The organism is Klenkia sp. AC732 (assembly GCF_979256525.1).
In genome coordinates, this window is record NZ_CEEDOS010000014.1 from 18,259 (window position 1) to 38,049 (window position 19,791).

A 19,791-nucleotide genomic window follows, 5' to 3' on the forward strand; every position below is an offset into this window, starting at 1 on the left:
ACCAAATATGTCGTCGGCGAACTTGCGTTGATCGACCACCACTGTATGTCTAAACGCTTGCCGTGTCGAGCTATCGCCTGACGCGTCCTCTTATAGCCAGGGCGGCTAGCCCCAATAGAACGGGCAGCAGTATCCGGGCAATCATCTCGATCGCTAGCCCGGCGTCGCTGGGGTCCAAATCCCGCAGCGCCGTCCCGGCTATCCCAGCCGCCGACCGGGCCATGAGCAGCACCGAATCGCCCAGGGATATCGAGGTTCCGCCCCACTTGTAGAAGGATATCCCAACGCCAGCAAGCGCGATCACTAACGCCAACAGGGCTCGCCCGGCTCGCGTCCCATATCCGGAGATGATCCAGTAGATGGACAAGATGAACTTCTCCACCAAGGAGGTCTGTTGTGATTGTTGCCGATTGCGCATCTCCGAGTAGTACAAGTCCGACGCCCCTGGATAGTCGCTCCTCGCCTCGTGACCTTCGCGTAGCGATCGGTAGATCACGGTACGAGCGTCGGCGCCTGTTCCGGTGGCACCTATCGGGAAAGCCGCCGATAGCCGACTGGCTATTCCGCCTTGTGTGTCTTGTGGAAGAGTTCTGCGACCCTGGCCCAGCCCGAACGCGCGATCAGTTCTTAGCCACGAGCATGTCGGATCGATTCGCAGCTTCTCTAAATGGCGAGTATCTAGGAATCGACATCTCCTCAAGTCTATATTCGACAGGGTGAGATTTTCTGCGTCGCTTCGCGACAAGCTCGACAGAACGGGTTTTCGCAGAGCGTGGACACCTGAGCTATCGCCATCGCTGGCGTCGCCTCCTGCTACGAGAGCGGCTGTTGCAAAATTGCATGCGGTAACGCCGATTGCGTCCGCATCGCACCACAGATCAAGTCGGTTCAAGAAAAGGCAGTTGGATATCGTAATGTCGTAACTGGTTGCAAGCCTAAAGAGGGCGCGGCCCTGCATGCTGCACGAATCAATATCGATGGGACCCTGTGCCAAAATTGGGCCGAACGTGAAAGTGTTTGCGAACTGGCCTGAGCGCATCGCTAATGGGCGCGAGGTGATCAGGCCAGAAATCTCGAACTCGCCAGTGGCATTAAAGTCGTCTAGAAAGACGACTCCGTCGACCTCGGCCCCAATCAACGTAAACGGTCCGGCCAATCTCATGCCAGTAAGCTCGAGATCAGATCTCCACCGGCAACTCACCATTGCCAAAGAATCCTCGGCACTTCCCCCCCGCCACGAGGCGAAGCCGCCAAAATCCACGTTTCTGAAAAATGACTGGTTCTGAAACACCGCGGCCTCAAAGTTGGCCTGCTCGCGTATGATGGAGCCGACGAATCGCGTCGACCCTGTGAAGATGACGCTGTCGAAGTCGACACTGTCCATGAATTTACATCGATCAAAGCTGACTCCGCTGACGAACTTGGTGTTCGCAAAGCTCGCGTAATCCAAGAATGATGAATCGTCAAATGTTGCAGGACCCTCAAAGATGCAGTCGCCGAAAAAAGTTTGAGCAAACTGGCAGCGAGCAAAAACTGCAGGTCCTTCGAACGAGGATCGAGACAGATCGGCCCCCCAGAAGAGACATCCCGTGAAGTCGACCGGTGGCCACTTTCGATCCTCCGAATAGGTCGACACGGCCCATTGGAGTTGTTCAAAACAGGCTGGAGTTATTACTCGTCCGACCGTGAGCTTGGGTAATTGGCCGGAAGCCCATAGGCGGAGGTGCTCGTCGGAGGGAGGCCAATTGAGATTGGCCGTCAGTTGAGTAGGTCGGTCGATAGCGGACGGCACGTCACGAGCCGCGGTAGGTCGAGAACGCGAACGGCGACAGCAGCAGCGGCACGTGGTGGTGCGCGGTGCCGTCGACGACGGTGAAGTCCAGCGACACCGAGGGGTAGAAGGTCTCGCGACCCTGCTCGGCGAACCAGACGCCGGTGGCGAACACGACGCGGTGCGGCCCGGCGTCGGTGTCGCGGTCGGCCAGCCGGAACCGGCCGTCGGCGTCCGTCACGCCCACGGACAGCAGGGTGTCCCCGGCGAACAGCTGCACGACCACGCCCGCGGCCGGCCGGCCGAGCACTGCGTCGAGCACGTGCGTCGAGACGCTCATCGGACCAGCCCCCGCACGCGCAGCTCGGTGATCTGGGCCAGCTGCTCGAGCACCTCGGGGCGCTCCTGATCCGGGGTGTGGCCGAGCCGGTGGGTCAGCTGGGCGAGCATCTCCTCCGGCGACCGCCCGGCGGCCCGGACGAGGAAGACGTGGTCGAACTTCTCCTCGTAGTCCCGGTTCCCGGCCACGATCGCGTCGCGGACCTCGTCGGCGGCCGTGGACATCGACGCCTGCTCCCGGAGGGACGACGACGCCTCCGCCGAGTCCCCGGCGACCCGGTCTCCGATCCGGGGGTGCGCGGCCAGCGCCTGCTCGACCTCGGTCCACGGCAGCGACCGGGACACCTCGCCCGCCCACCCCACCAGGGTCTCCACCGATGCGTAGGGGCGCCCCGAGGCCACCGCGGGGGCGAACGACGCGGCCGCGTTGCACGCCCGCAGCGCCGTCGTCACCGCGTCGTCGTCGGCTGTGTTGAAGCTGGCCAGGTCCACGGCTGCGAGGATGCCAGGACCAGCCCCGATCTACAGGAGTGCGCATGGTCGACGTCCAGGTGGTCGGGCCCGAGGTCCAGCGGTCGGAGGAGGTGCTCACCCCGGAGGCGCTGCAGTTCATCGGGCAGCTGCAGCACCTCTTCGGCGCCAGCCGCGACGAGCTGCTGGCCACCCGCGCGCTGCGCCGGCAGGCCATCGCCGACGGCGAGCCGCTGGACTTCCGCAGCGAGACCGCAGACGTCCGGGAGATGGACTGGCAGGTCCCGCCGCCGCCGCCGGGCCTCACCCGGCGCCGGGTCGAGATCACCGGGCCGACCGAGCCGAAGATGGCGATCAACGCCCTCAACTGCGGTGCCGACGTGTGGCTGGCCGACCTGGAGGACGCCAACACCCCGCACTGGCACAACGTGGTCACCGGCCAGCTGGTGCTGCGCGACGCCGTCCGCGGGTCGCTGTCGTTCACCAGCCCCGAGGGCAAGCAGTACGCCGTCCGCCCGGACGCCGTGCTGCCCACGATCGTGCCCCGCCCGCGCGGCTGGCACCTGGACGAGCGGCACGTGCTCGTCGACGGCGACCCGGTGGTCGGCGCGTTCGTCGACGCCGGGCTGTACCTGTTCCACAACGCCGTCGCCCAGCTCGAGCGCGGCAGCGGGCCCTACTTCTACCTGCCGAAGATGGAGTCCCACCTGGAGGCGCGGCTGTGGGCCGACGTCTTCGTGCACTGCGAGCGCGAGCTGGGCATCCCGCGCGGCTCGATCCGGGCCACCATGCTCATCGAGACCATCCCGGCCGCGTTCGAGATGGACGAGATGCTCTACGAGCTCCGCGAGCACGCCACCGGCCTGAACGCCGGCCGCTGGGACTACCTGTTCAGCGTGGTCAAGGTCTTCCGGGACGCCGGGCCCGAGTTCGTGCTGCCCGACCGCTCCGCGGTCACGATGACCGCCCCGATGATGCGCGCCTACTCCGAGCAGCTGGTCGCGACCTGCCACCGCCGCGGCGCGATGGCGATCGGCGGGATGGCCGCGGCCATCCCCAGCCGCCGCGACGCCGAGGCCAACGAGCGGGCCCTGGCCAAGGTCCGTGAGGACAAGACCCGGGAGGCCGGCGACGGCTTCGACGGCTCCTGGGTCGCCCACCCGGACCTGGTCGGCGTCTGCCTCGAGGTGTTCGAGGGCGTCCTCGGGGACGCCGACAACCAGCTCACCCGGCAGCGGGACGACGTGCACGTGACCCGGGAGCAGCTGCTCGACGTCGCCGGCGTGCCCGGGGAGCGCACCGAGGCGGGCCTGCGGGCCAACGTCGAGGTCGGCATCCGCTACCTCGCCGCCTGGCTGTCCGGGAACGGCGCGGTCGGCATCCACGGTCTGATGGAGGACGCCGCCACCGCCGAGATCAGCCGCTCCCAGGTCTGGCAGTGGGTGCGCTCGGGCGTCGTGCTGGACACCGGGGAGACGGTGACCGCGGAGTTCGTGCACCGGGTCATCGAGGAGGAGGTCGCCGGCATGGGCGAGCTGGACCGGCTGGAGGACGCCCGCCGGCTCTTCGAGCAGGTCGCGCTCGCCGACGAGTTCCCGGACTTCCTCACCCTGCCCGCCTACGCGCTCATCGACTAGGGCCGGCGCCGTGATCCCCGAGGACGTCTACGCCGAGCTGGACCGGCGGCTCGCGCCGGTCGACGCGGCGCGGGCGGCGGCGTACCCGGGGGAGCGGTCCACCCGGCAGCCGGTGCACACCTGCTACGTGCCGGCCGACGCCGTCGTCCCCGGGTTGACCACGGCCTGGGGGACGGCGGCGCTGGCCGCGCTGGACGAGCACGGCCTGCCCGACCTGGGGCTGGACCCCGGCCTGGTCGAGCAGGTGCTGCCCCGGGTGCGGGAGAAGCTGGCCCGCGAGCCCGTCGAGGACCTGCGGGTGGACACCGAGGACGGCTACCGCGGCCCGCCCGACCGGGAGGACGACGACGTGACGACGGCGGCGCGGGTGCTGGCCGCCGAGCCGGTGCTGCCGCTGGTCTGGGGCACCCGGGCCAAGTCGCTGGAGGGCCCGACCCGGCACCGCGGTGTCCGGTCCCTGGACCTCTTCCTGGGCGGGCTGGCCGGTCGGGACCGGGCGGTGGTGACGCTGCCCAAGGTCACCGCAGTCGAGCAGGTGGCCGCGTTCCTCCCGGTGCTCGACGCGCTGGAGCAGGCGCACGGGCTGTCCCTGGACCTGGAGCTGCAGGTCGAGACCCCGCAGGCCGTGCTGGGGGCCGACGGCGTCGCCACGCTGGCGGCGATGCTGCACGCCGGCGGCGGGCGGGTGACGGGGCTGCACTACGGCACCTACGACTACTCGGCGTCCCTGGGCATCGCCGCGGCCCACCAGGCCAGCGACCACCCGGCCGCCGACCACGCCAAGGCCACGATGCAGGTCGCGGTCGCCGGCACCGGGGCGCGCGCGGTCGACGGCTCGACCAACGTGCTGCCGGTCGGTGACCGGGACGCGGTGCACCACGGGTGGCAGCTGCACGCCGGGCTGGTCCGCCGGGCCCTGGAGCGCGGCTTCTACCAGGGCTGGGACCTGCACCCGGCCCAGCTGGTCACCCGGTACGTGGCCACCTACGCCTTCTTCCGGGCCGCGCTGCCGGCTGCCGGGGCCCGGCTGGCGGCCTACGTCAGCCGGGTCGACGGCGGGGTCCTGGACGAGCCGGCCACCGCGCGTGCCCTGGCCACGGTGGTGCTGCGCGGTCTGGACTGCGGTGCGCTGGACGTCGTCGAGGTCGAGCGGGCCACGGGCCTGCGGCGCGACGACCTCGACGGCCTGGCCGGCCGGCGGGGGGCGTGATCACGACACGCCGGTATGTGCGCGCTCACATCTCGTGTCCGGACGAACGTCCAGGTCAGACGGGTGGTCGCCGGACAGTCGTCCAGACGGCGCGGGGGTGGCTGGCCCCCTGGGCCTGCAGTCCCCCATGATGGGCTGTCCGGACAGGTCGAGCCGGGTGGGTCGGGTGGGAGGTCACGTGGACACCGAGCGAGGTGCTGACGTGGCTGCGTCGTCCCCGCCGTCCCCGCCGCGCCTCTCGGCCGAGGCCCCGACCGCACCGGTCATCGTCGCCTCCCCGCTGCCCGGCGGTCCGGTGGACCGGCCCGGGACGGGACGGGTGCACCGCGTCGCCGTGGTCGGCGGTGACGACGAGCTGGTCGCCGTCGCCCTGGGCTGGCTGCGCGAGGGCGTCGCCGCGCGGGAGCTGACCGTGGCCGCCGTCGTCCCCGCCCTGGCCGCGCACGTGCGCGAGCAGCTGCCCGACGTGGAGGTCGTCGAGCTCACCGGGGACTCCCCGCGCGAGCCCGACGCCATCGCCTGCCAGCTCAAGCTGCTCGACCGGGCCACCGCCGAGGGGCGTCGGCTGCGCGTGCTGGGCCAGGTCCGCGAGCGTGCGCCGCGGGCCTGGGACGAGCGGGTCCGCGGCGAGGCCGCCCACCAGCACGTCTTCGAGGGCCAGCCGGTCGCCTCGCTGTGCGTCTACGACCGGCGGACCACGCCGCCGGCCGTGCTGGAGGCCGCTGTCTCGGCCCACCCCGAGGTGGTCACCGACGGCCGGACCGTGGCGAACGCCGGGTACCTGCCCCCGGCGCAGCTGCTGGCCTCGCTGCCGTGGCCGGTGGAGCCGCTGCAGGCCTACCCGCCGCTGCTCGCCGTGGAGGACGCGCCGTCCCTGCCCGAGCTCCGGCACCAGCTGGCCCGGGCGCTGCACGGCCGCGCCGGCAGCCGGGACGCCGAGGAGGACTTCCACCTGGCCGCGAGCGAGATCGCCGCGAACGCCTTCCGGCACGGTGGCCGCCCGGTCGGTGCCCGGGTGTGGGCGTCGGCGGACCGGCTGGTCTGCACCATCTCCGACGGCGGCCACGCCTACTCCGGCATCCTCTCCGGCTACCGCCCGGCCCACGGCGACGACCTGTCCCGCGGCGGCATGGGCCTCTGGCTGGCCCGCAAGCTCTGCGACCACGTGGACCTGCAGACCACCGAGGCCGGGCTCACCGTCCGGCTGTCCAGCGCCGTCCGGCACTGACCCCGCGTCGGGCTTGACTCGGACGGTCTCTCACCGCTGAGCTACCCCCTGTGATCGTGGTGACCGCGGCAGGCGGCAAGACCGGGACGGCGGTGGTCCGCGCGCTGCGGGCGCGCGGTGAGGACGTGCGCGCCGTGGTGGGCTCGACCCGCCCACGTCCAGCGCTGGACGGCACGGGCGCCGAGGTCGTCGTCGCCGACCTGGTGGGCGCACCCGGCGGGCTGCCGCTGGCGGGCGCGGACGCGCTGTACCTGATCTGGCCCAACGTGGAGCCCAGCGAGGCGGCCGGCGCACCGACGGCCTTCCGGGCCGCGGCGGACGCCGGGGTGGGCCGGGTCGTCTACCACTCGGTGCTGCGTCCGCAGCTGCGTTCGATGCCGCACCACGCGGCCAAGGACCGTGCCGAGGAGGCGCTGGACGGCGTGGGTGTGCCGTGGCGGGTGCTGCAGCCGTGCGCGTACGCCGACAACTTCGACGCCCAGCTGGCCACGGTCGCCGACACCGGGGAGCTGCGCAGCCCGTGGGGGCTGACCACGGCGCAGTCGCTGGTCGACCTGCGCGACGTCGCCGAGGCCGCGGCCGTGCTGCTCACCGAGGAAGGCCTGGACGGCGGCACGTTCGAGGCGGTCGGTCCGCAGCCGCTCACCGCGCCGGACCTGGCGGCCGCGGTCGGTACGCACCTGGGCCGGCCGGTGACCGCCGTCGACAGCCGGCCCGCCACGGGTGAGGACTACGCCGGCCGCTGCCTGCGCACGATGTTCGACTGGTACCGCGCGCACGGGTTCACCGGCAGCCCACGCGTGCTCACCACGCTGCTCGGCCGCCCGCCACGGACCTTCGCCGACCACCTCGCCGCGCTGACCAGCGACGACGCCGGGTTACGGTGACCGGCGTGGAGGACGCCCTGGACGTGATCCTGGCCCAGTGGGGCCGGGAACGGCCCGATCTGGACTGCTCGCCGATGGGCGTGATCGGCCGGATCAGCCAGCTGCAGCGCGAGGTGTTCCTGGCCCAGCGGGCCACCTTCGCCCGGCACGGGCTGGACGCGCCCTCCTTCGACGTGCTGGCCGCGCTGCGCCGGGCCGGGGAGCCCTACCAGCTGACCCCCACCGCACTGATGCGCACGGCGCTGGTCACCAGCGGTGCGATCACCCAGCGGCTGGACCGGCTGGAGGAGAAGGGCCTGATCACCCGGGGCCGCAGCGAGGCCGACGGGCGGGCCGTCGTCGTCACCCTCACCGAGGCCGGCCGGACGGCGCTGGACACCGCCCTGCCCGACCACCTGGAGACCGAGCGCGGCATGCTCGCCGGGCTCAGCGCCGCCGAGCAGCGGCAGCTGGCCGACCTGCTGCGCCGGTTCCTGGTGGCCCTGGGCCGGGTCCCCGACGGGCCGCCGCGCGACCCCAGCTGACCGCGCGGGGCGGGTGCCTCAGCCCGCGGCCGCGAGCCGTCCGGCGGTCGTCCCGCAGCTGCCCCGGACGACCAGCTCGACGTCGGGGGGTCCTGCGCTCGGTGGTCGTACGGCCGGGCCGTGGAGGAGCCCGTCGACCAGGCGGGTGGCCGGCCCGGCCAGGTGGTGTCGGACGACGGTCAGCCCCGGTCGGCTGAACGCGGCGCCAGGGGCGTCGCCGCAGCTCACCAGGGCCACGTCCTCGGGCACCCGGACGCCCAGCCGACGGAGGTCGGACAGCAGGTGCCACGCCGTCCGGTCGCTCTCCGCCACGACGGCCGACGCACCCGACGTGGCCAGGGCGGTGGCGACCGTGGGGCCGGTCCCGGCTGGGTCCCGTCCGACGGTGACGACCCGGACCCGAGCCGTCGACGGACCGACGGTGGACCGGCGCAGCAGGGCCTGTGCCCGGGCCGCCTCCGGGTCCCCGACCACCACGTGGACGACCGCGTGCCCGACGGACCGCAGGTGCCGCACCGCGAGCACCCCGGAGCTCGTCCACGTGTTGTGCTCGCCCTCCCAGTCGTGCGCTGACTGCAGGGGCACCGTGCCGGCTGCATCCCGCAGCCGCGGGAGGTCGACCTCCTGCGACGGGCACAGCAGGGCGATCCCGTCGACCTGCTGTGCGGCCAGCTCCTGCACTGCCCGGGTCAGGGAACCGGGGCACCCGTCGGGCACCGTGCGGACCACCAGGGCCCTCCCGGTCAGCCGGGTCGCGCGTTCGACGGCGGCCACCCACGTCGCCGACTCCGGGTCCAGTGGTCCACCCAGCACGACCCCGAGTGCGCCCGCCCGCCCGCTCGCCAGCGTGCGTGCCGCGCTCGAGGGTCGGTAGTCGAGTTCCCGCACCACCTGTTGGACCCGCGCCCGTGTCCCGGCAGAGACGTAGCGGTGCCCCTGGACCACCCGGGTGACGGTCGCGCGGGACACCCCGGCCCTGCGGGCCACCTCCTCGATCGCGTTCACGCCGGGGGCGGTGCTGCGACGAGGGTCATGGACGCATCTTCGTGTTATCGGTAACATCCGTCTAGTGGGTCACACCGGTGAGCCCCACTCGACCCGCACCGGGGGCACGACGTGCCCCGGGAGGAGACCCACCCGATGGCAACCGTCGTGTACGACCGCGTCACCCGCGCCTACCCGGGGACGCCTCGACCCGCCGTCGACGCACTCGACCTGCAGATCGCCGACGGCGAGTTCCTGGTCCTCGTCGGCCCGTCCGGCTGCGGCAAGTCCACCTCGCTGCGGATGCTCGCCGGCCTCGAGGACATCGACGGCGGACGGATCCTCATCGGGGACAGGGACGTGTCCGACGTCAGCCCCAAGGACCGGGACATCGCGATGGTCTTCCAGAACTACGCGCTGTACCCGCACATGTCCGTCGCCGAGAACATGGGCTTCGCGCTCAAGATCGCCGGCATGGACAAGACCGAGCTGAGGAGCCGGGTCGAGGACGCGGCGCGCGTGCTGGACCTCACCGAGTACCTGGACCGCAAGCCCAAGGCCCTGTCCGGTGGTCAGCGGCAGCGGGTCGCGATGGGCCGGGCGATCGTCCGGCGGCCCCAGGTGTTCTTGATGGACGAGCCGCTGTCCAACCTGGACGCCAAGCTCCGGGTGCAGACCCGCACCCAGATCGCCTCGCTGCAGCGCCGCCTGGGTGTCACCACCGTCTACGTCACCCACGACCAGGTCGAGGCCATGACCATGGCCGACCGCGTCGCGGTGCTCAAGGACGGTCTCCTGCAGCAGGTCGGCACCCCCCGGGACCTGTACGACCGGCCGGCCAACTCCTTCGTCGCCGGCTTCATCGGCTCGCCGGCGATGAACCTGCTCCGGCTGCCGGTCGCCGAGGGGGGAGTGCTCTTCGGCTCCCACGTGGTGCCGGTGCAGGCCGCGGCGCTCGCCGAGGCGCGCGAGGGGTCCCTCACCATCGGCGTGCGGCCGGAGGACCTCGCAGTGGGCACGGAGGGTCTGTCCGTCCGGGTGGAGGTCGTGGAGGAGCTCGGGGCCGACGCCTTCGCGTACGGTCAGGTCGACGCACAGGGGGCGCCGCAGCCGGTCGTCGTCCGCGTCGACGGGCGTGCCGTCCCCGAGAAGGGGACCGAGGTCCGGGTGCTGGCCCGGCCCGAGCGGCTGCACGTGTTCGCCGACTCCGACGGGCGGCGGCTCACCTGATCCACCGGGGCGTCCCCGTGTCCACGACCGGGGACGCCCCGGTCCGCCACACCGGCGTCGCGGGGCCGCACTCGAGCAGGTGTCAGGCCCCCGGTGCCCGGGTCGTGGACTCCCGCACCACCAGCGCGGACTGCAGCGAGGGTGTGGCCGGCACCTGTGTACCGGTGATGCGACCCAGCAGCTCGGCCACCGCGGCCCTGCCCTGGGCGGCGAAGTCCACGCGGACCGTGGTCAGCGGAGGGGTGAAGAACGCCGCCTCCGGGATGTCGTCGACGCCGGTGACGCTGACGTCACCGGGGACGGACAGGCCCCGCACCGTCAGGGCGCGCACCGCCCCCAGGGCCATCTGGTCGTTGGCCGCCACGACCGCCGTCGCACCCCCCGTGCCACCCAGCTGACCGATCGCGGCGTAGCCGGATGCTGCCGACCAGTCCCCGTGCACCAGTGCGACCGACTGCAGACCACGCCGCGCGACGGCCGACTCGTAGGCGCGGGCACGGTTGCGCGCGGCGGCCCACGTGGACGGTCCGGCGATGTGCACCAAGGACCGGTGGCCCAGGTCCGCCAGGTGGTCCACGAGGGCCGGCAGGCCGGTCGAGGACAGCTCGCTGGGTGCTCCCGAGCGGTCTTCGTCGGCCTCGGCGGCGATGAAGGCGGGCACCCGGAAGTCGGTGGCCTCCAGGGCCTCGGTCATCTCGTCGGTCGAGGCCAGCGCGAGCACCCCCGCGAGGTCGTGCTTGGCCACCAGCGCCAGAGCGCTGTCGATCGAGGTCCGGTCGGTCATGTCCAGGGTCACGATGTCGAGCAGGTACCCGGCCTCGCGGGCCGCGGCACTGGCTCCCTGGGCGATCCTGCTGGGACCGACCTGGTCGATCTCGTGGGTGAGGGCCCCCAGCCGATGGGACCGGCCGGTGGTCAGCGACCGGGCGGTCAGGTTCGGGCGGTAGTCCAGCGCCTCCAGGGCCTCGGTGACGCGCTCCCGGGTCTCGGGTCTGATGCCCTGGTAGCCCTTGAGCAGCCGGCTGACCGTCTGTCCCGAGACGCCGGCCATGCGGGCCACGTCGTAGATGGTGGCCGGACGGGCTTCGGACACCGCGGCGTCCGGTGACTGCGGGGTCTGACCCGACGCGGTCATGTGCTGGCTCTCCTGCCTGTCCCCGCGTGACTCGCGGTGGCGCACCGGTCGTCCGCCCGCTGCTGGACGGTCCGTGCGTCAGCTCACCACGTCTGGTGCACGTTACCGATGACATTCGCCAACCACAGCTCTTGTTATCGGTAACATCCCGTGCGAGTGTGGCGCGGCACACTCGCCTCGCACCGACGGAGAACCACCTCGATGAGCTCGCTGCCCACCTCGCACGCCCCCAGCCGGGTCCTCTTCGGCGCGGCCTACTACGCGGAGTACCAGCAGACCGACCGGCTGGAGCAGGACCTCGACCTGATGGCGGCCGCCGGTTTCACGGTGATCCGGGTCGGTGAGTCGGTGTGGTCGACGTGGGAACCCCGCGACGGCGAGTTCGACCTGGAGTGGCTGCTGCCGGTGCTCGACGGGGCCCACGCCCGAGGGATCAGCGTCGTCCTGGGCACACCGACCTACGCCGTCCCCCCGTGGCTGCAGCAGGCCCACCCCGAGATCGCCGCCGAGCGCAGCACCGGGGAGCGGATCCCGTGGGGCGCCCGCCAGGAGGTGGACTACACCCACCCGGCGTTCCTGTTCCACGCCGAACGGGTCGTCCGCGCCGTGCTGCGCCGCTACGCCACCCACCCCGCGGTGATCGGCTTCCAGGTCGACAACGAGCCGGGTCTGGAGCTGTTCCACAACCAGGGCGTCTTCAGCCGGTTCGTGCGTCGGCTCAAGGCCGAGTTCGGCGACGTCGAGACCCTCAACCGGGAGTGGGGCCTCGCCTACTGGTCACACCGCCTGGACGACTGGTCGGAGCTGTGGCGCCCGGAGGGCAACAGCTTCCCGCAGTACGACCTGGCCTGGCGCCGGTTCCAGGCCGAGCTCACCACCGAGTTCATCGGCTGGCAGGCCGCCCTGGTCGGTGAGTACAAGGCGCCCGGCCAGTTCGTCACCACGTGCCTGCAGTACCCCCGCCGGGGCCTGGACGACGAGCAGCTGTTCGCCGGTCTCGACATCGCCGCGGGCAACCCCTACTACGGGATGCAGGACCAGCTGGCGATCGGCCAGGAGCACGAGCCGCTGGACTACTGGGTCACCAGCGGGGTGCCGGGTCTCTTCCGCCAGGCCGACCGCATGTGGGCCTCCAAGCAGGCGCGGTACCTCATCACCGAGACCAACGCCCAGGGCATCGGGGCCGCGGACACGACGTTCCCGCCCTACCCCGGTCAGCTCAAGCAGGCGGCGTACGCGTTCGTCTCCCGCGGCGCGGCGATGATCGAGTACTGGCAGTGGAACACGCTGCCCTACGGAGCCGAGACCTACTGGGGCGGGATCCTCCCGCACAGCCTCCAGCCGGGCCGGGTGTACCGGGAGATCGCCGAGATCGGTGCCGAGCTGCAGGCGGTCGGCACGACCCTGGACGGCTACGAGCCCGACGCCGATGTCGCGGTCCTGTGGTCGAACCCCAGCCGGTTCGCCCTGCAGTTCATGCCGCCCTTCCGCACCGACGGGGTGGCCGACGACGCTGCCTACGAGAAGATCGTCGACGCCTTCCACCGCGGTGTCGTCGACTCCGGTCGGCAGGCCCGGCTGCTGCACACCGGTCAGGCCCTGGGCCTGGGTGCCCAGGCGCTGGTCGACCGCTTCCCGGTGCTGGTCGCCGCCGGGGTGTACGTCGCCACCGACGACGAGCTGGACCTGCTGGCCGAGTACGCCCGGCTGGGCGGTCACCTCGTCCTGGGTCCCCGCACCGGCTACGCCGACGAGCAGGCCCGGGCCCGTGCCGCTGTGTCGCCGGCGCGGCTCGCAGCGGCGGCCGGCGTCCACTACGCGGAGTTCAGCAACCTGCTCGCCGCCGTCCCCGTGCACGCGGTCGGCCCCGACCTCCAGGCCACCGGTCACGCCCGGGACTGGGTCGACGGGCTGGTGCTCGACGGCGCCACGCCCCTCGCCTCCTACGACCACCCGCACTTCGGCACCTTCCCGGCCGTGACCACGCACGCCCACGGTCGGGGTCGGGTCACCGTGGTCGGTTGCCTGCCCTCCCCGGACCTGGCGGCCGCCGTCCTCGCCTGGGCCCAGCCCGCCCCGGTGGCTGCGGCCCTGGGCGCCGCAGGGAGCCCCCAGGTGACCGTGTCGTCGGGCCGACTGCCGGACGGACGGCGGGCCTGGTTCGTCTTCAACTGGGGCTGGGCCCCCACCGATCTGGTCCTGAGCTCTTCCGTCCAGGACCTGACGACCGGGAGCCTGCACACCAGCGGCTCCGCGATCGCCCTCGATGCCTGGTCGACGCACGCCCTGGTCGACCAGTGACCCACCCCCGGCCGCCCTGGCGCGGGACTGCACCCACAGAGAGAGCAACGATGAAGAAGGCACCGCGCACCGCACTGGCCATGGCGACCAGCGCCGCGATTCTGGGCATGACGCTCGCGGGATGTTCCTCCGGTGGCGGGGAGGACGACACCGCAGGCTCCGAGCCGGTCTCCCAGGCCGACATCGACGAGGCGCTGCAGACCCCGACCGAGCTGACGTTCTGGACCTGGGTGCCCGACATCGAGGACGAGGTGGCCCTCTTCGAGGCGGCGTACCCCGCCATCGACGTCACCGTCGAGAACGTCGGCCAGGGCCTGGACCACTACCAGAAGGTGCGCACGGCCCTCGAGGCCGGCGACGGCGCCCCCGACGTCATCCAGGTCGAGTACCAGTACATCCCCTCCTTCACCCTCACCGACTCGTTGCTGGACCTGACCCCCTACGGGGCCGCGGACATCAGCGGCGACTACGTCGACTGGGCCTGGAACCAGGTCTCCTCCGACGAGGGCATCTGGGCGATCCCGCAGGACATCGGCCCGATGGGCAACCTCTACCGGTCCGACATCATGGCCCAGGCCGGCGTCACCGAGCCCCCGGCCACCTACGCCGACTACGCCACCGCGGCCGAGCAGGTCCGCAGTGCCACCGGCAGCTACATCTCCAACCTGCCGAGCAACGACCCGGCCCAGGTCACCGGTCTGCTCTGGCAGGCCGGCGTCCGGCCGTGGAGCTGGGACGGCGACCAGACGGTCTCCATCGACGTCAACAGCCCCGAGGCGCAGGAGGTCATGACCTACTGGCAGGACCTGATCGACCGCGACCTGGTCGGGACCGATGCCGACTTCAACGACGCCTTCTACCAGGGCCTGTCGACCGGCACCTACGCCGGCTGGCTGACCGCGGCCTGGGGCCCGATCTTCCTGCAGGGCACGGCCGAGGCGACCTCGGGCCAGTGGTCGGCAGCCCCGCTGCCGCAGTGGGAGGCGGGCCAGGAGGTCTCCGGCAACTGGGGCGGGTCCACCGACGCCGTGCTGTCCACCACGGAGAACCCGATCGCCGCGGCGGCCCTGGCGCAGTTCATCAACCACGACCCCGAGTCGACGGCGCTCTTCGCCAACCAGCAGTTCCTCTTCCCGGCCAGCACCGAGCTGCTCGCCGACGAGTCCTTCACCGGCTCCGAGGTCGCGTTCTTCGGTGGTCAGAAGGTGAACGAGCTCTTCGCCGGCATCGCCGAGACGGTGGACACCGACTTCACCTGGCTGCCCTTCATGGAGTTCGTCTACTCCTCGTTCAACGAGACCGTCGGCACCGCCATCGGTGACCGCGGCGACCTCGTCGGCGCCCTCGACGACTGGCAGGCCCAGATCGTCCGCTACGCCGAGGACCAGGGCTTCACCGTCGAGTAACCGTCCGCGGTGGGGTGGCACCAGGACCTGGTGTCGCCCCACCCGGCCCCGTCAGGCAGAGGAACCCCATGGCGAGCACCACCACGACGCACCGACCCACCGCGACCAGACGGCGCAAGCAGGCTGCGGCCGCCTACCTGTTCATCGCACCGTTCTTCCTGGTCTTCACCACCATGCTGGTGGTCCCGCTGGGCTACTCCCTGTACCTGAGCCTCTTCCAGGACCGGCTCATCGGCGGGACGTCCTTCGTGGGGCTGGACAACTACGTCCAGGCCCTCACGGACTCGGCGTTCTTCGGCGGGCTGGGACGCATGGCGGTGTTCCTCGTCGTCCAGGTGCCGATCATGCTCGGGGTGGCCCTGTTCCTGGCCCTGGCGCTGGACAGCGGTCGCGCCCGAGGCTCCAAGGCGCTGCGGCTGGTCTACTTCGTGCCCTACGCCGTCCCCGGCGTCGTCGCCACCCTCATGTGGGGCTACCTGTACGGCCGCGACTTCGGCCCGATCGCCCAGCTGGCCCGGGCCGTGGGTCTGGACACCCCGACCTTCCTGGACTCCGGCAGCATCCTCGGCTCGATGATGAACATCGTCACCTGGGAGTACGTCGGCTACAACATGATCATCATGTACGCCGCGCTGCGGTCGATCCCGACCGAGCTCTACGAGGCCGCCGAGATGGACGGTGCCAGCCAGGCCCGCATCGCCTGGAGCATCAAGATCCCCGCCATCCGCCCGGCGATCCTGCTGACGGTCATCTTCTCGGTGATCGGGACCTTCCAGCTCTTCAACGAGCCCAGCCTGCTGGACACCATCGCGCCCAACGCGATCTCCAACGCCTTCACCCCGAACTTCTACGCGTACAACCTCGCCTTCGTGAACCAGGACGTGAACTACGCAGCCGCGATCGCCTTCCTCCTCGGGCTCTTCATCGCGGTCGTGTCCTACGTCGTCCAACTGGGCTCCGCACGCGGGGAGCGCAAGCAGGAGAGCTCCCGATGACCACCACGTTGCTCCCGCCCGTGGAACGCCCCACGGCACCCCCGGCACGACGACGGCGCAACCCGCGCGACCGGCGCAGCACCCCGCTGACGGTCCTGCTGTGGCTCTGTGCCGCCTACTTCCTGTTGCCCCTGGTCTGGCTGGTCATCGCCAGCACCAAGGACAACGCGGACCTGTTCTCCACGTTCGGGCTCTGGTTCGGCGAGCGGTTCTCCCTCTGGGACAACCTGGTGTCGGTGTTCACCAACCGCGACGGCATCTACGGCCGGTGGGCGCTGAACACCGTCTTCTACGCGCTGGCCAGCGGTGGCGGTGCGGCCCTGCTGTCCACGATGGCCGGCTACGCCTTCGCCAAGTACCGGTTCCCGGGCTCGCGGGCCCTGTTCAGCGTCACCCTCGGCGCGATCATGATCCCGCTGACGGCGCTGGCCCTGCCGACCTACCTGCTGTTCAACACCTTCGGGATCACCGACACCCCGTGGGCAGTCATCCTGCCCTCGCTGGTCAGCCCGTTCGGGGTCTACCTGATGCGCGTCTACGCAGCAGACGCCGTCCCGGACTCGCTGATCGAGGCGGCCCGGGTCGACGGGGCCGGGGAGTTCCGCATCTTCTGGCAGGTCAGCCTGCGGCTGTTGGGGCCCGGCGTGGTGACGGTGTTCCTCTTCGCACTGGTCGCCACCTGGAACAACTACTTCCTGCCGCTCATCATGCTCAACCGCTCCGAGCTCTACCCCCTCACCGTCGGGCTGGCCCAGCAGCAGCTGGCCAGCGCCCAGGGCGGCGGTGGCTCCCAGGCCCTGTTCTCCACGGTCATCACCGGCTCCCTGGTGAGCATCGTGCCGCTGGTCGTGGCCTTCCTCTTCCTGCAGCGCTACTGGCAGTCGGGTCTGGCGGCCGGGTCGGTCAAGCAGTGATCGGCGGCCACCGGTTCCTCTACGGCGGGGACTACAACCCCGAGCAGTGGCCCGAGCACGTCTGGACCGACGACGTCGCCCGGATGCGCGAGGCGGGTGTCACCACGGCCACGGTCGGGGTCTTCTCCTGGGCCGACCTGCAACCGCGTCAGGGCGCCTTCGAGTTCGGCTGGCTGGACCGCGTGCTCGACCTGCTGCACGCCGGCGGCATCGGTGTCGACCTGGCCACCGCGACGGCGTCCCCGCCGCCCTGGGCCGGAACGGGGCACCCGGACCTCTACGCCGTCGACGAGCGTGGCGCCCGGTACTGGCACGGCAGCCGGCAGCACTACGCGCCCACGTCGGTGCGGTACCGCCGCCTGGCGGCCGAGCTGGTCCACGCCATGGCCGAGCGCTACGTCGACCACCCCGCCGTCCAGATGTGGCACGTGAACAACGAGTACGGCTGCCACGTGGCACTGGACCACTCGGCGTCCGCCGAACGGGCCTTCCGCGAGTGGCTGCAGGACCGGTACCTGACCATCGGCGGCCTCAACGACGCGTGGGGCACCTCCTTCTGGTCCCAGCGCTACGGCACCTTCGACGAGGTCACGACCCCCCGGCACGCGCCCTACAGCCGCAACCCCGCCCAGGTCCTGGACTTCCGCCGGTTCTCCTCCGACGCGCTGCTGGAGTGCTACCTGGCCGAGCGGGACGTCCTCCGGGCGGCTGGTGCCACCCAGCCGATCACCACGAACTTCATCGGGTTCAACAAGAACGTCGACTACCGCACCTGGGCGCCTGAGATCGACGTCGTCAGCGACGATTGCTACCCCGACCCCGCCCACCCCGACGGGTACCGGCACGGCGCCTTCGAACGCGACCTGGTCCGTGGGCTGAGCCCCGATCGCCCCTGGCTGCTGATGGAGCAGGCCAGCAGTGCGGTCAACTGGCGCCCCCGCAACGCGCCCAAGTCACCGGGACAGATGGCGGCCTGGTCGATGCAGTCGATCGCCCGGGGTGCCGACGGCATCCTGTTCTTCCAGTGGCGGCAGTCCCGGGCCGGTGCCGAGAAGTTCCACTCCGCGATGCTGCCGCACGCCGGGACGGGGACCCGCACCTGGCGGGAGGTGTGTGCCCTCGGTGCCCGCCTGCGCGAGCTCCCCGCGCTGCCAGCTGCCGCACCCGCGCCGGTGGCGCTGGTCCACGAGTGGGAGAACTGGTGGGCGCTGGAGGGCACGGACCACCCGGCCGACCTGGACCACCAGCAGGTGCTCACCGCCTGGCACCTGGCCACCCAGGACGAGCACCTGGCCTGCGACGTGACCGGGGCGGCGGGGCCGTTCGGGGACCGGCGGGTCGTCCTGGCCCCGGCGTTGTACCTGCTCCGCGCCGAGGCCGCCGCAGCCCTGGTCGCGTTCGTGACGGCGGGTGGGACGCTGGTGCTGACGTCCTTCAGCGACGTCGTCGACGAGTGCGACCGCCTCCGTGAGGGCGGCTTCCTGACCCAGCTGCGCGACATCGCCGGCATCGAGGTCCTCGAGCACGCCGGTGTCCCCGACGACGCCGCCCGTGCCGTCGGGCAGCTCGACCTGACCCTGGGCGGGATCGTGGAGGACGTCGAGGCGCGGGAGGCGACCGTGCTCGCCCGCTTCACCGACGGGCCCTACGCCGGCGGCCCGGCCCTGACGCGGAAGACCCACGCCTCCGGCGGTTCGGTGGTCTACGCGGCGGGACAGCTCGACCGGGCGTCGGCCCGGGCGGTCCTGCAGCTCGTGGTCTCCCAGGACGCCCGGGACCCCGACTTCGAGGGTCTCCCCGAGGACGTCGAGGCCGTGCGCCGTGGCGGGGTCGTGTTCGTGGTCAACCACGCCGCCCACCCGGTCCACGTCCGGGTCGGCGGCACCGACCTGGACCTCGAGTCGCAGGAGGTCGCGGTCCTCGACGGCACCCGGCGGGTGTGAGCACCCGCCTCAGCCAGCAGCGAGGCGGTCGGCCAGCAGCCGGGTGACGCGAGCGGGAGGCAGGTTGCCCCAGACGTCGTGCCGGCTGCCGCCGCGGGCCGCGAGCAGGTGCTCGACGCGGGCGTGCCGGAGGCGGTCGGCGTGGCTGCCGGTCAGTCCACGGAGGTGGCGGCTGCCGAGGTGGGCGAACCAGGTGAGGGACCCGCCGGGCTGCAGCAGCTCCTCGTAGCGGTCCAGCGTGCTGCGGACGAAGTCGGGGTCGAAGTTCGTGAACGGCAGCGCAGAGACGATGACGTCGTAGCCGGCGGCCAGGTGTGGCTCGGCGTCGGCGAACGCGACGCCGTGCAGACGCGCGTCGACGGGGGCGCCGGTGAGCAGGTCCCGGAGCGCGGGCAGGAAGGCCGGGTTGACCTCCACGACGTCCAGGCGGCTGCCCGGAGCCAGGAGGGGGAGGAGGACCCGGGTGACGGCCCCGGTGCCCGCGCCGACCTCCAGCACGGTGAGCGGGCGACCCGTCCGCTCGAGCACGGGGGCGGTGAGGCTGCGGGCCAGCCGCGAGCCGCTGGGCGCGATCGCGCCGGTGAGGACCGGTCGCGACCAGCTCTGCCGCAGGAAGGACCACCGTGCGCTGCCGCGGGCCCACGCGGTGCAGACCGCCGCGGTCACGAGGGCCGCCGGCAGGTGACGGTGTGCTGGCGGCGGCTGAGCACGGCCAGGACGAGCAGGGCGCCCACGGGGTCTCCTCGGGGTGGGTCGGCGGTCAGGGGGGTGGGGAGGCGTCCCCCCGCCGGGGCCCGGCGGCGGGGCGCCCCGGTC

Annotated in this window: 17 protein-coding genes; 11 read left to right on the top strand and 6 right to left on the bottom strand. The window is 71.7% G+C overall.

What is annotated here, in order from left to right; translation table 11 throughout:
* Positions 1 to 70 precede the first annotated feature (70 nt).
* From AC0IVP_RS08610 to uraD, 3 genes are all read right to left on the bottom strand, one after another.
* On the bottom strand, positions 71 to 1,636 hold the full coding sequence (locus AC0IVP_RS08610; protein ID WP_471755923.1) for a pentapeptide repeat-containing protein: 1,566 nt from the start codon (positions 1,634 to 1,636) through the stop codon (positions 71 to 73).
* A gap of 157 nt (positions 1,637 to 1,793) precedes the next feature.
* The gene (gene uraH, locus AC0IVP_RS08615) at positions 1,794 to 2,111 is read right to left on the bottom strand and encodes a hydroxyisourate hydrolase (RefSeq protein ID WP_471755925.1); all 318 of its coding nucleotides are present in this window, start codon (positions 2,109 to 2,111) and stop codon (positions 1,794 to 1,796) included.
* Entirely contained in the window at positions 2,108 to 2,602 is a 495-nt protein-coding gene (gene uraD, locus AC0IVP_RS08620; RefSeq protein ID WP_471755927.1) for a 2-oxo-4-hydroxy-4-carboxy-5-ureidoimidazoline decarboxylase, read from the bottom strand. Before uraD ends, uraH begins: the two co-directional genes overlap by 4 nt.
* A 44-nt stretch (positions 2,603 to 2,646) precedes the next feature.
* Here uraD and aceB point away from each other — a divergent pair, with 44 nt between their 5' ends.
* From aceB to AC0IVP_RS08645, 5 genes are all read left to right on the top strand, one after another.
* The gene (aceB, locus tag AC0IVP_RS08625) at positions 2,647 to 4,218 is read left to right on the top strand and encodes a malate synthase A (protein WP_471755929.1); all 1,572 of its coding nucleotides are present in this window, start codon (positions 2,647 to 2,649) and stop codon (positions 4,216 to 4,218) included.
* A 10-nt stretch (positions 4,219 to 4,228) separates the two neighbouring features.
* Entirely contained in the window at positions 4,229 to 5,428 is a 1,200-nt protein-coding gene (locus tag AC0IVP_RS08630) for a DUF6986 family protein (protein WP_471755931.1), read from the top strand.
* A gap of 202 nt (positions 5,429 to 5,630) precedes the next feature.
* On the top strand, positions 5,631 to 6,656 hold the full coding sequence (locus AC0IVP_RS08635; RefSeq protein WP_471755933.1) for an anti-sigma factor RsbA family regulatory protein: 1,026 nt from the start codon (positions 5,631 to 5,633) through the stop codon (positions 6,654 to 6,656).
* Between the two features lie 56 nt (positions 6,657 to 6,712).
* A complete protein-coding gene (locus AC0IVP_RS08640) occupies positions 6,713 to 7,543 on the top strand; it encodes an SDR family oxidoreductase (RefSeq protein ID WP_471755935.1) in 831 nt (276 codons plus the stop codon).
* 5 nt (positions 7,544 to 7,548) lie between these two features.
* Complete coding sequence (locus AC0IVP_RS08645) at positions 7,549 to 8,067, top strand: MarR family winged helix-turn-helix transcriptional regulator (RefSeq protein WP_056290662.1); 519 nt, start codon at positions 7,549 to 7,551, stop codon at positions 8,065 to 8,067.
* A gap of 18 nt (positions 8,068 to 8,085) precedes the next feature.
* On the opposite strand, the gene AC0IVP_RS08650 is transcribed toward AC0IVP_RS08645, so the two are convergent.
* The gene (locus AC0IVP_RS08650; RefSeq protein ID WP_471755937.1) at positions 8,086 to 9,072 is read right to left on the bottom strand and encodes a LacI family DNA-binding transcriptional regulator; all 987 of its coding nucleotides are present in this window, start codon (positions 9,070 to 9,072) and stop codon (positions 8,086 to 8,088) included.
* 135 nt (positions 9,073 to 9,207) lie between these two features.
* Here AC0IVP_RS08650 and AC0IVP_RS08655 point away from each other — a divergent pair, with 135 nt between their 5' ends.
* Positions 9,208 to 10,281 (top strand): ABC transporter ATP-binding protein, encoded by a 1,074-nt coding sequence (locus tag AC0IVP_RS08655; RefSeq protein WP_471755939.1) that lies wholly within the window; start codon positions 9,208 to 9,210, stop codon positions 10,279 to 10,281.
* An 82-nt stretch (positions 10,282 to 10,363) separates the two neighbouring features.
* On the opposite strand, the gene AC0IVP_RS08660 is transcribed toward AC0IVP_RS08655, so the two are convergent.
* Positions 10,364 to 11,416: a LacI family DNA-binding transcriptional regulator gene (locus tag AC0IVP_RS08660; RefSeq protein ID WP_056290469.1), complete on the bottom strand. Its 1,053-nt coding sequence runs from the start codon at positions 11,414 to 11,416 to the stop codon at positions 10,364 to 10,366.
* Between the two features lie 201 nt (positions 11,417 to 11,617).
* Here AC0IVP_RS08660 and AC0IVP_RS08665 point away from each other — a divergent pair, with 201 nt between their 5' ends.
* From AC0IVP_RS08665 to AC0IVP_RS08685, 5 genes are all read left to right on the top strand, one after another.
* Complete coding sequence (locus AC0IVP_RS08665) at positions 11,618 to 13,717, top strand: beta-galactosidase (protein WP_471755941.1); 2,100 nt, start codon at positions 11,618 to 11,620, stop codon at positions 13,715 to 13,717.
* A 50-nt stretch (positions 13,718 to 13,767) separates the two neighbouring features.
* On the top strand, positions 13,768 to 15,123 hold the full coding sequence (locus AC0IVP_RS08670) for an ABC transporter substrate-binding protein (protein ID WP_471755943.1): 1,356 nt from the start codon (positions 13,768 to 13,770) through the stop codon (positions 15,121 to 15,123).
* 68 nt (positions 15,124 to 15,191) lie between these two features.
* Positions 15,192 to 16,118, top strand: coding sequence for a carbohydrate ABC transporter permease (locus tag AC0IVP_RS08675; protein WP_056290476.1), 927 nt, complete (start codon positions 15,192 to 15,194; stop codon positions 16,116 to 16,118).
* A complete protein-coding gene (locus AC0IVP_RS08680) occupies positions 16,115 to 17,032 on the top strand; it encodes a carbohydrate ABC transporter permease (RefSeq protein ID WP_082556558.1) in 918 nt (305 codons plus the stop codon). Before AC0IVP_RS08675 ends, AC0IVP_RS08680 begins: the two co-directional genes overlap by 4 nt.
* Positions 17,029 to 18,975, top strand: a complete 1,947-nt coding sequence (locus AC0IVP_RS08685; protein ID WP_471755945.1) for a beta-galactosidase — start codon at positions 17,029 to 17,031, stop codon at positions 18,973 to 18,975. The genes AC0IVP_RS08680 and AC0IVP_RS08685 overlap by 4 nt, the downstream gene beginning before the upstream one ends.
* Positions 18,976 to 18,984: 9 nt before the next feature.
* Here the strand turns inward: AC0IVP_RS08685 and AC0IVP_RS08690 are convergent, their stop codons facing one another.
* Positions 18,985 to 19,641, bottom strand: coding sequence for a class I SAM-dependent methyltransferase (locus AC0IVP_RS08690; RefSeq protein ID WP_471755947.1), 657 nt, complete (start codon positions 19,639 to 19,641; stop codon positions 18,985 to 18,987).
* Positions 19,642 to 19,791: the final 150 nt, after the last annotated feature.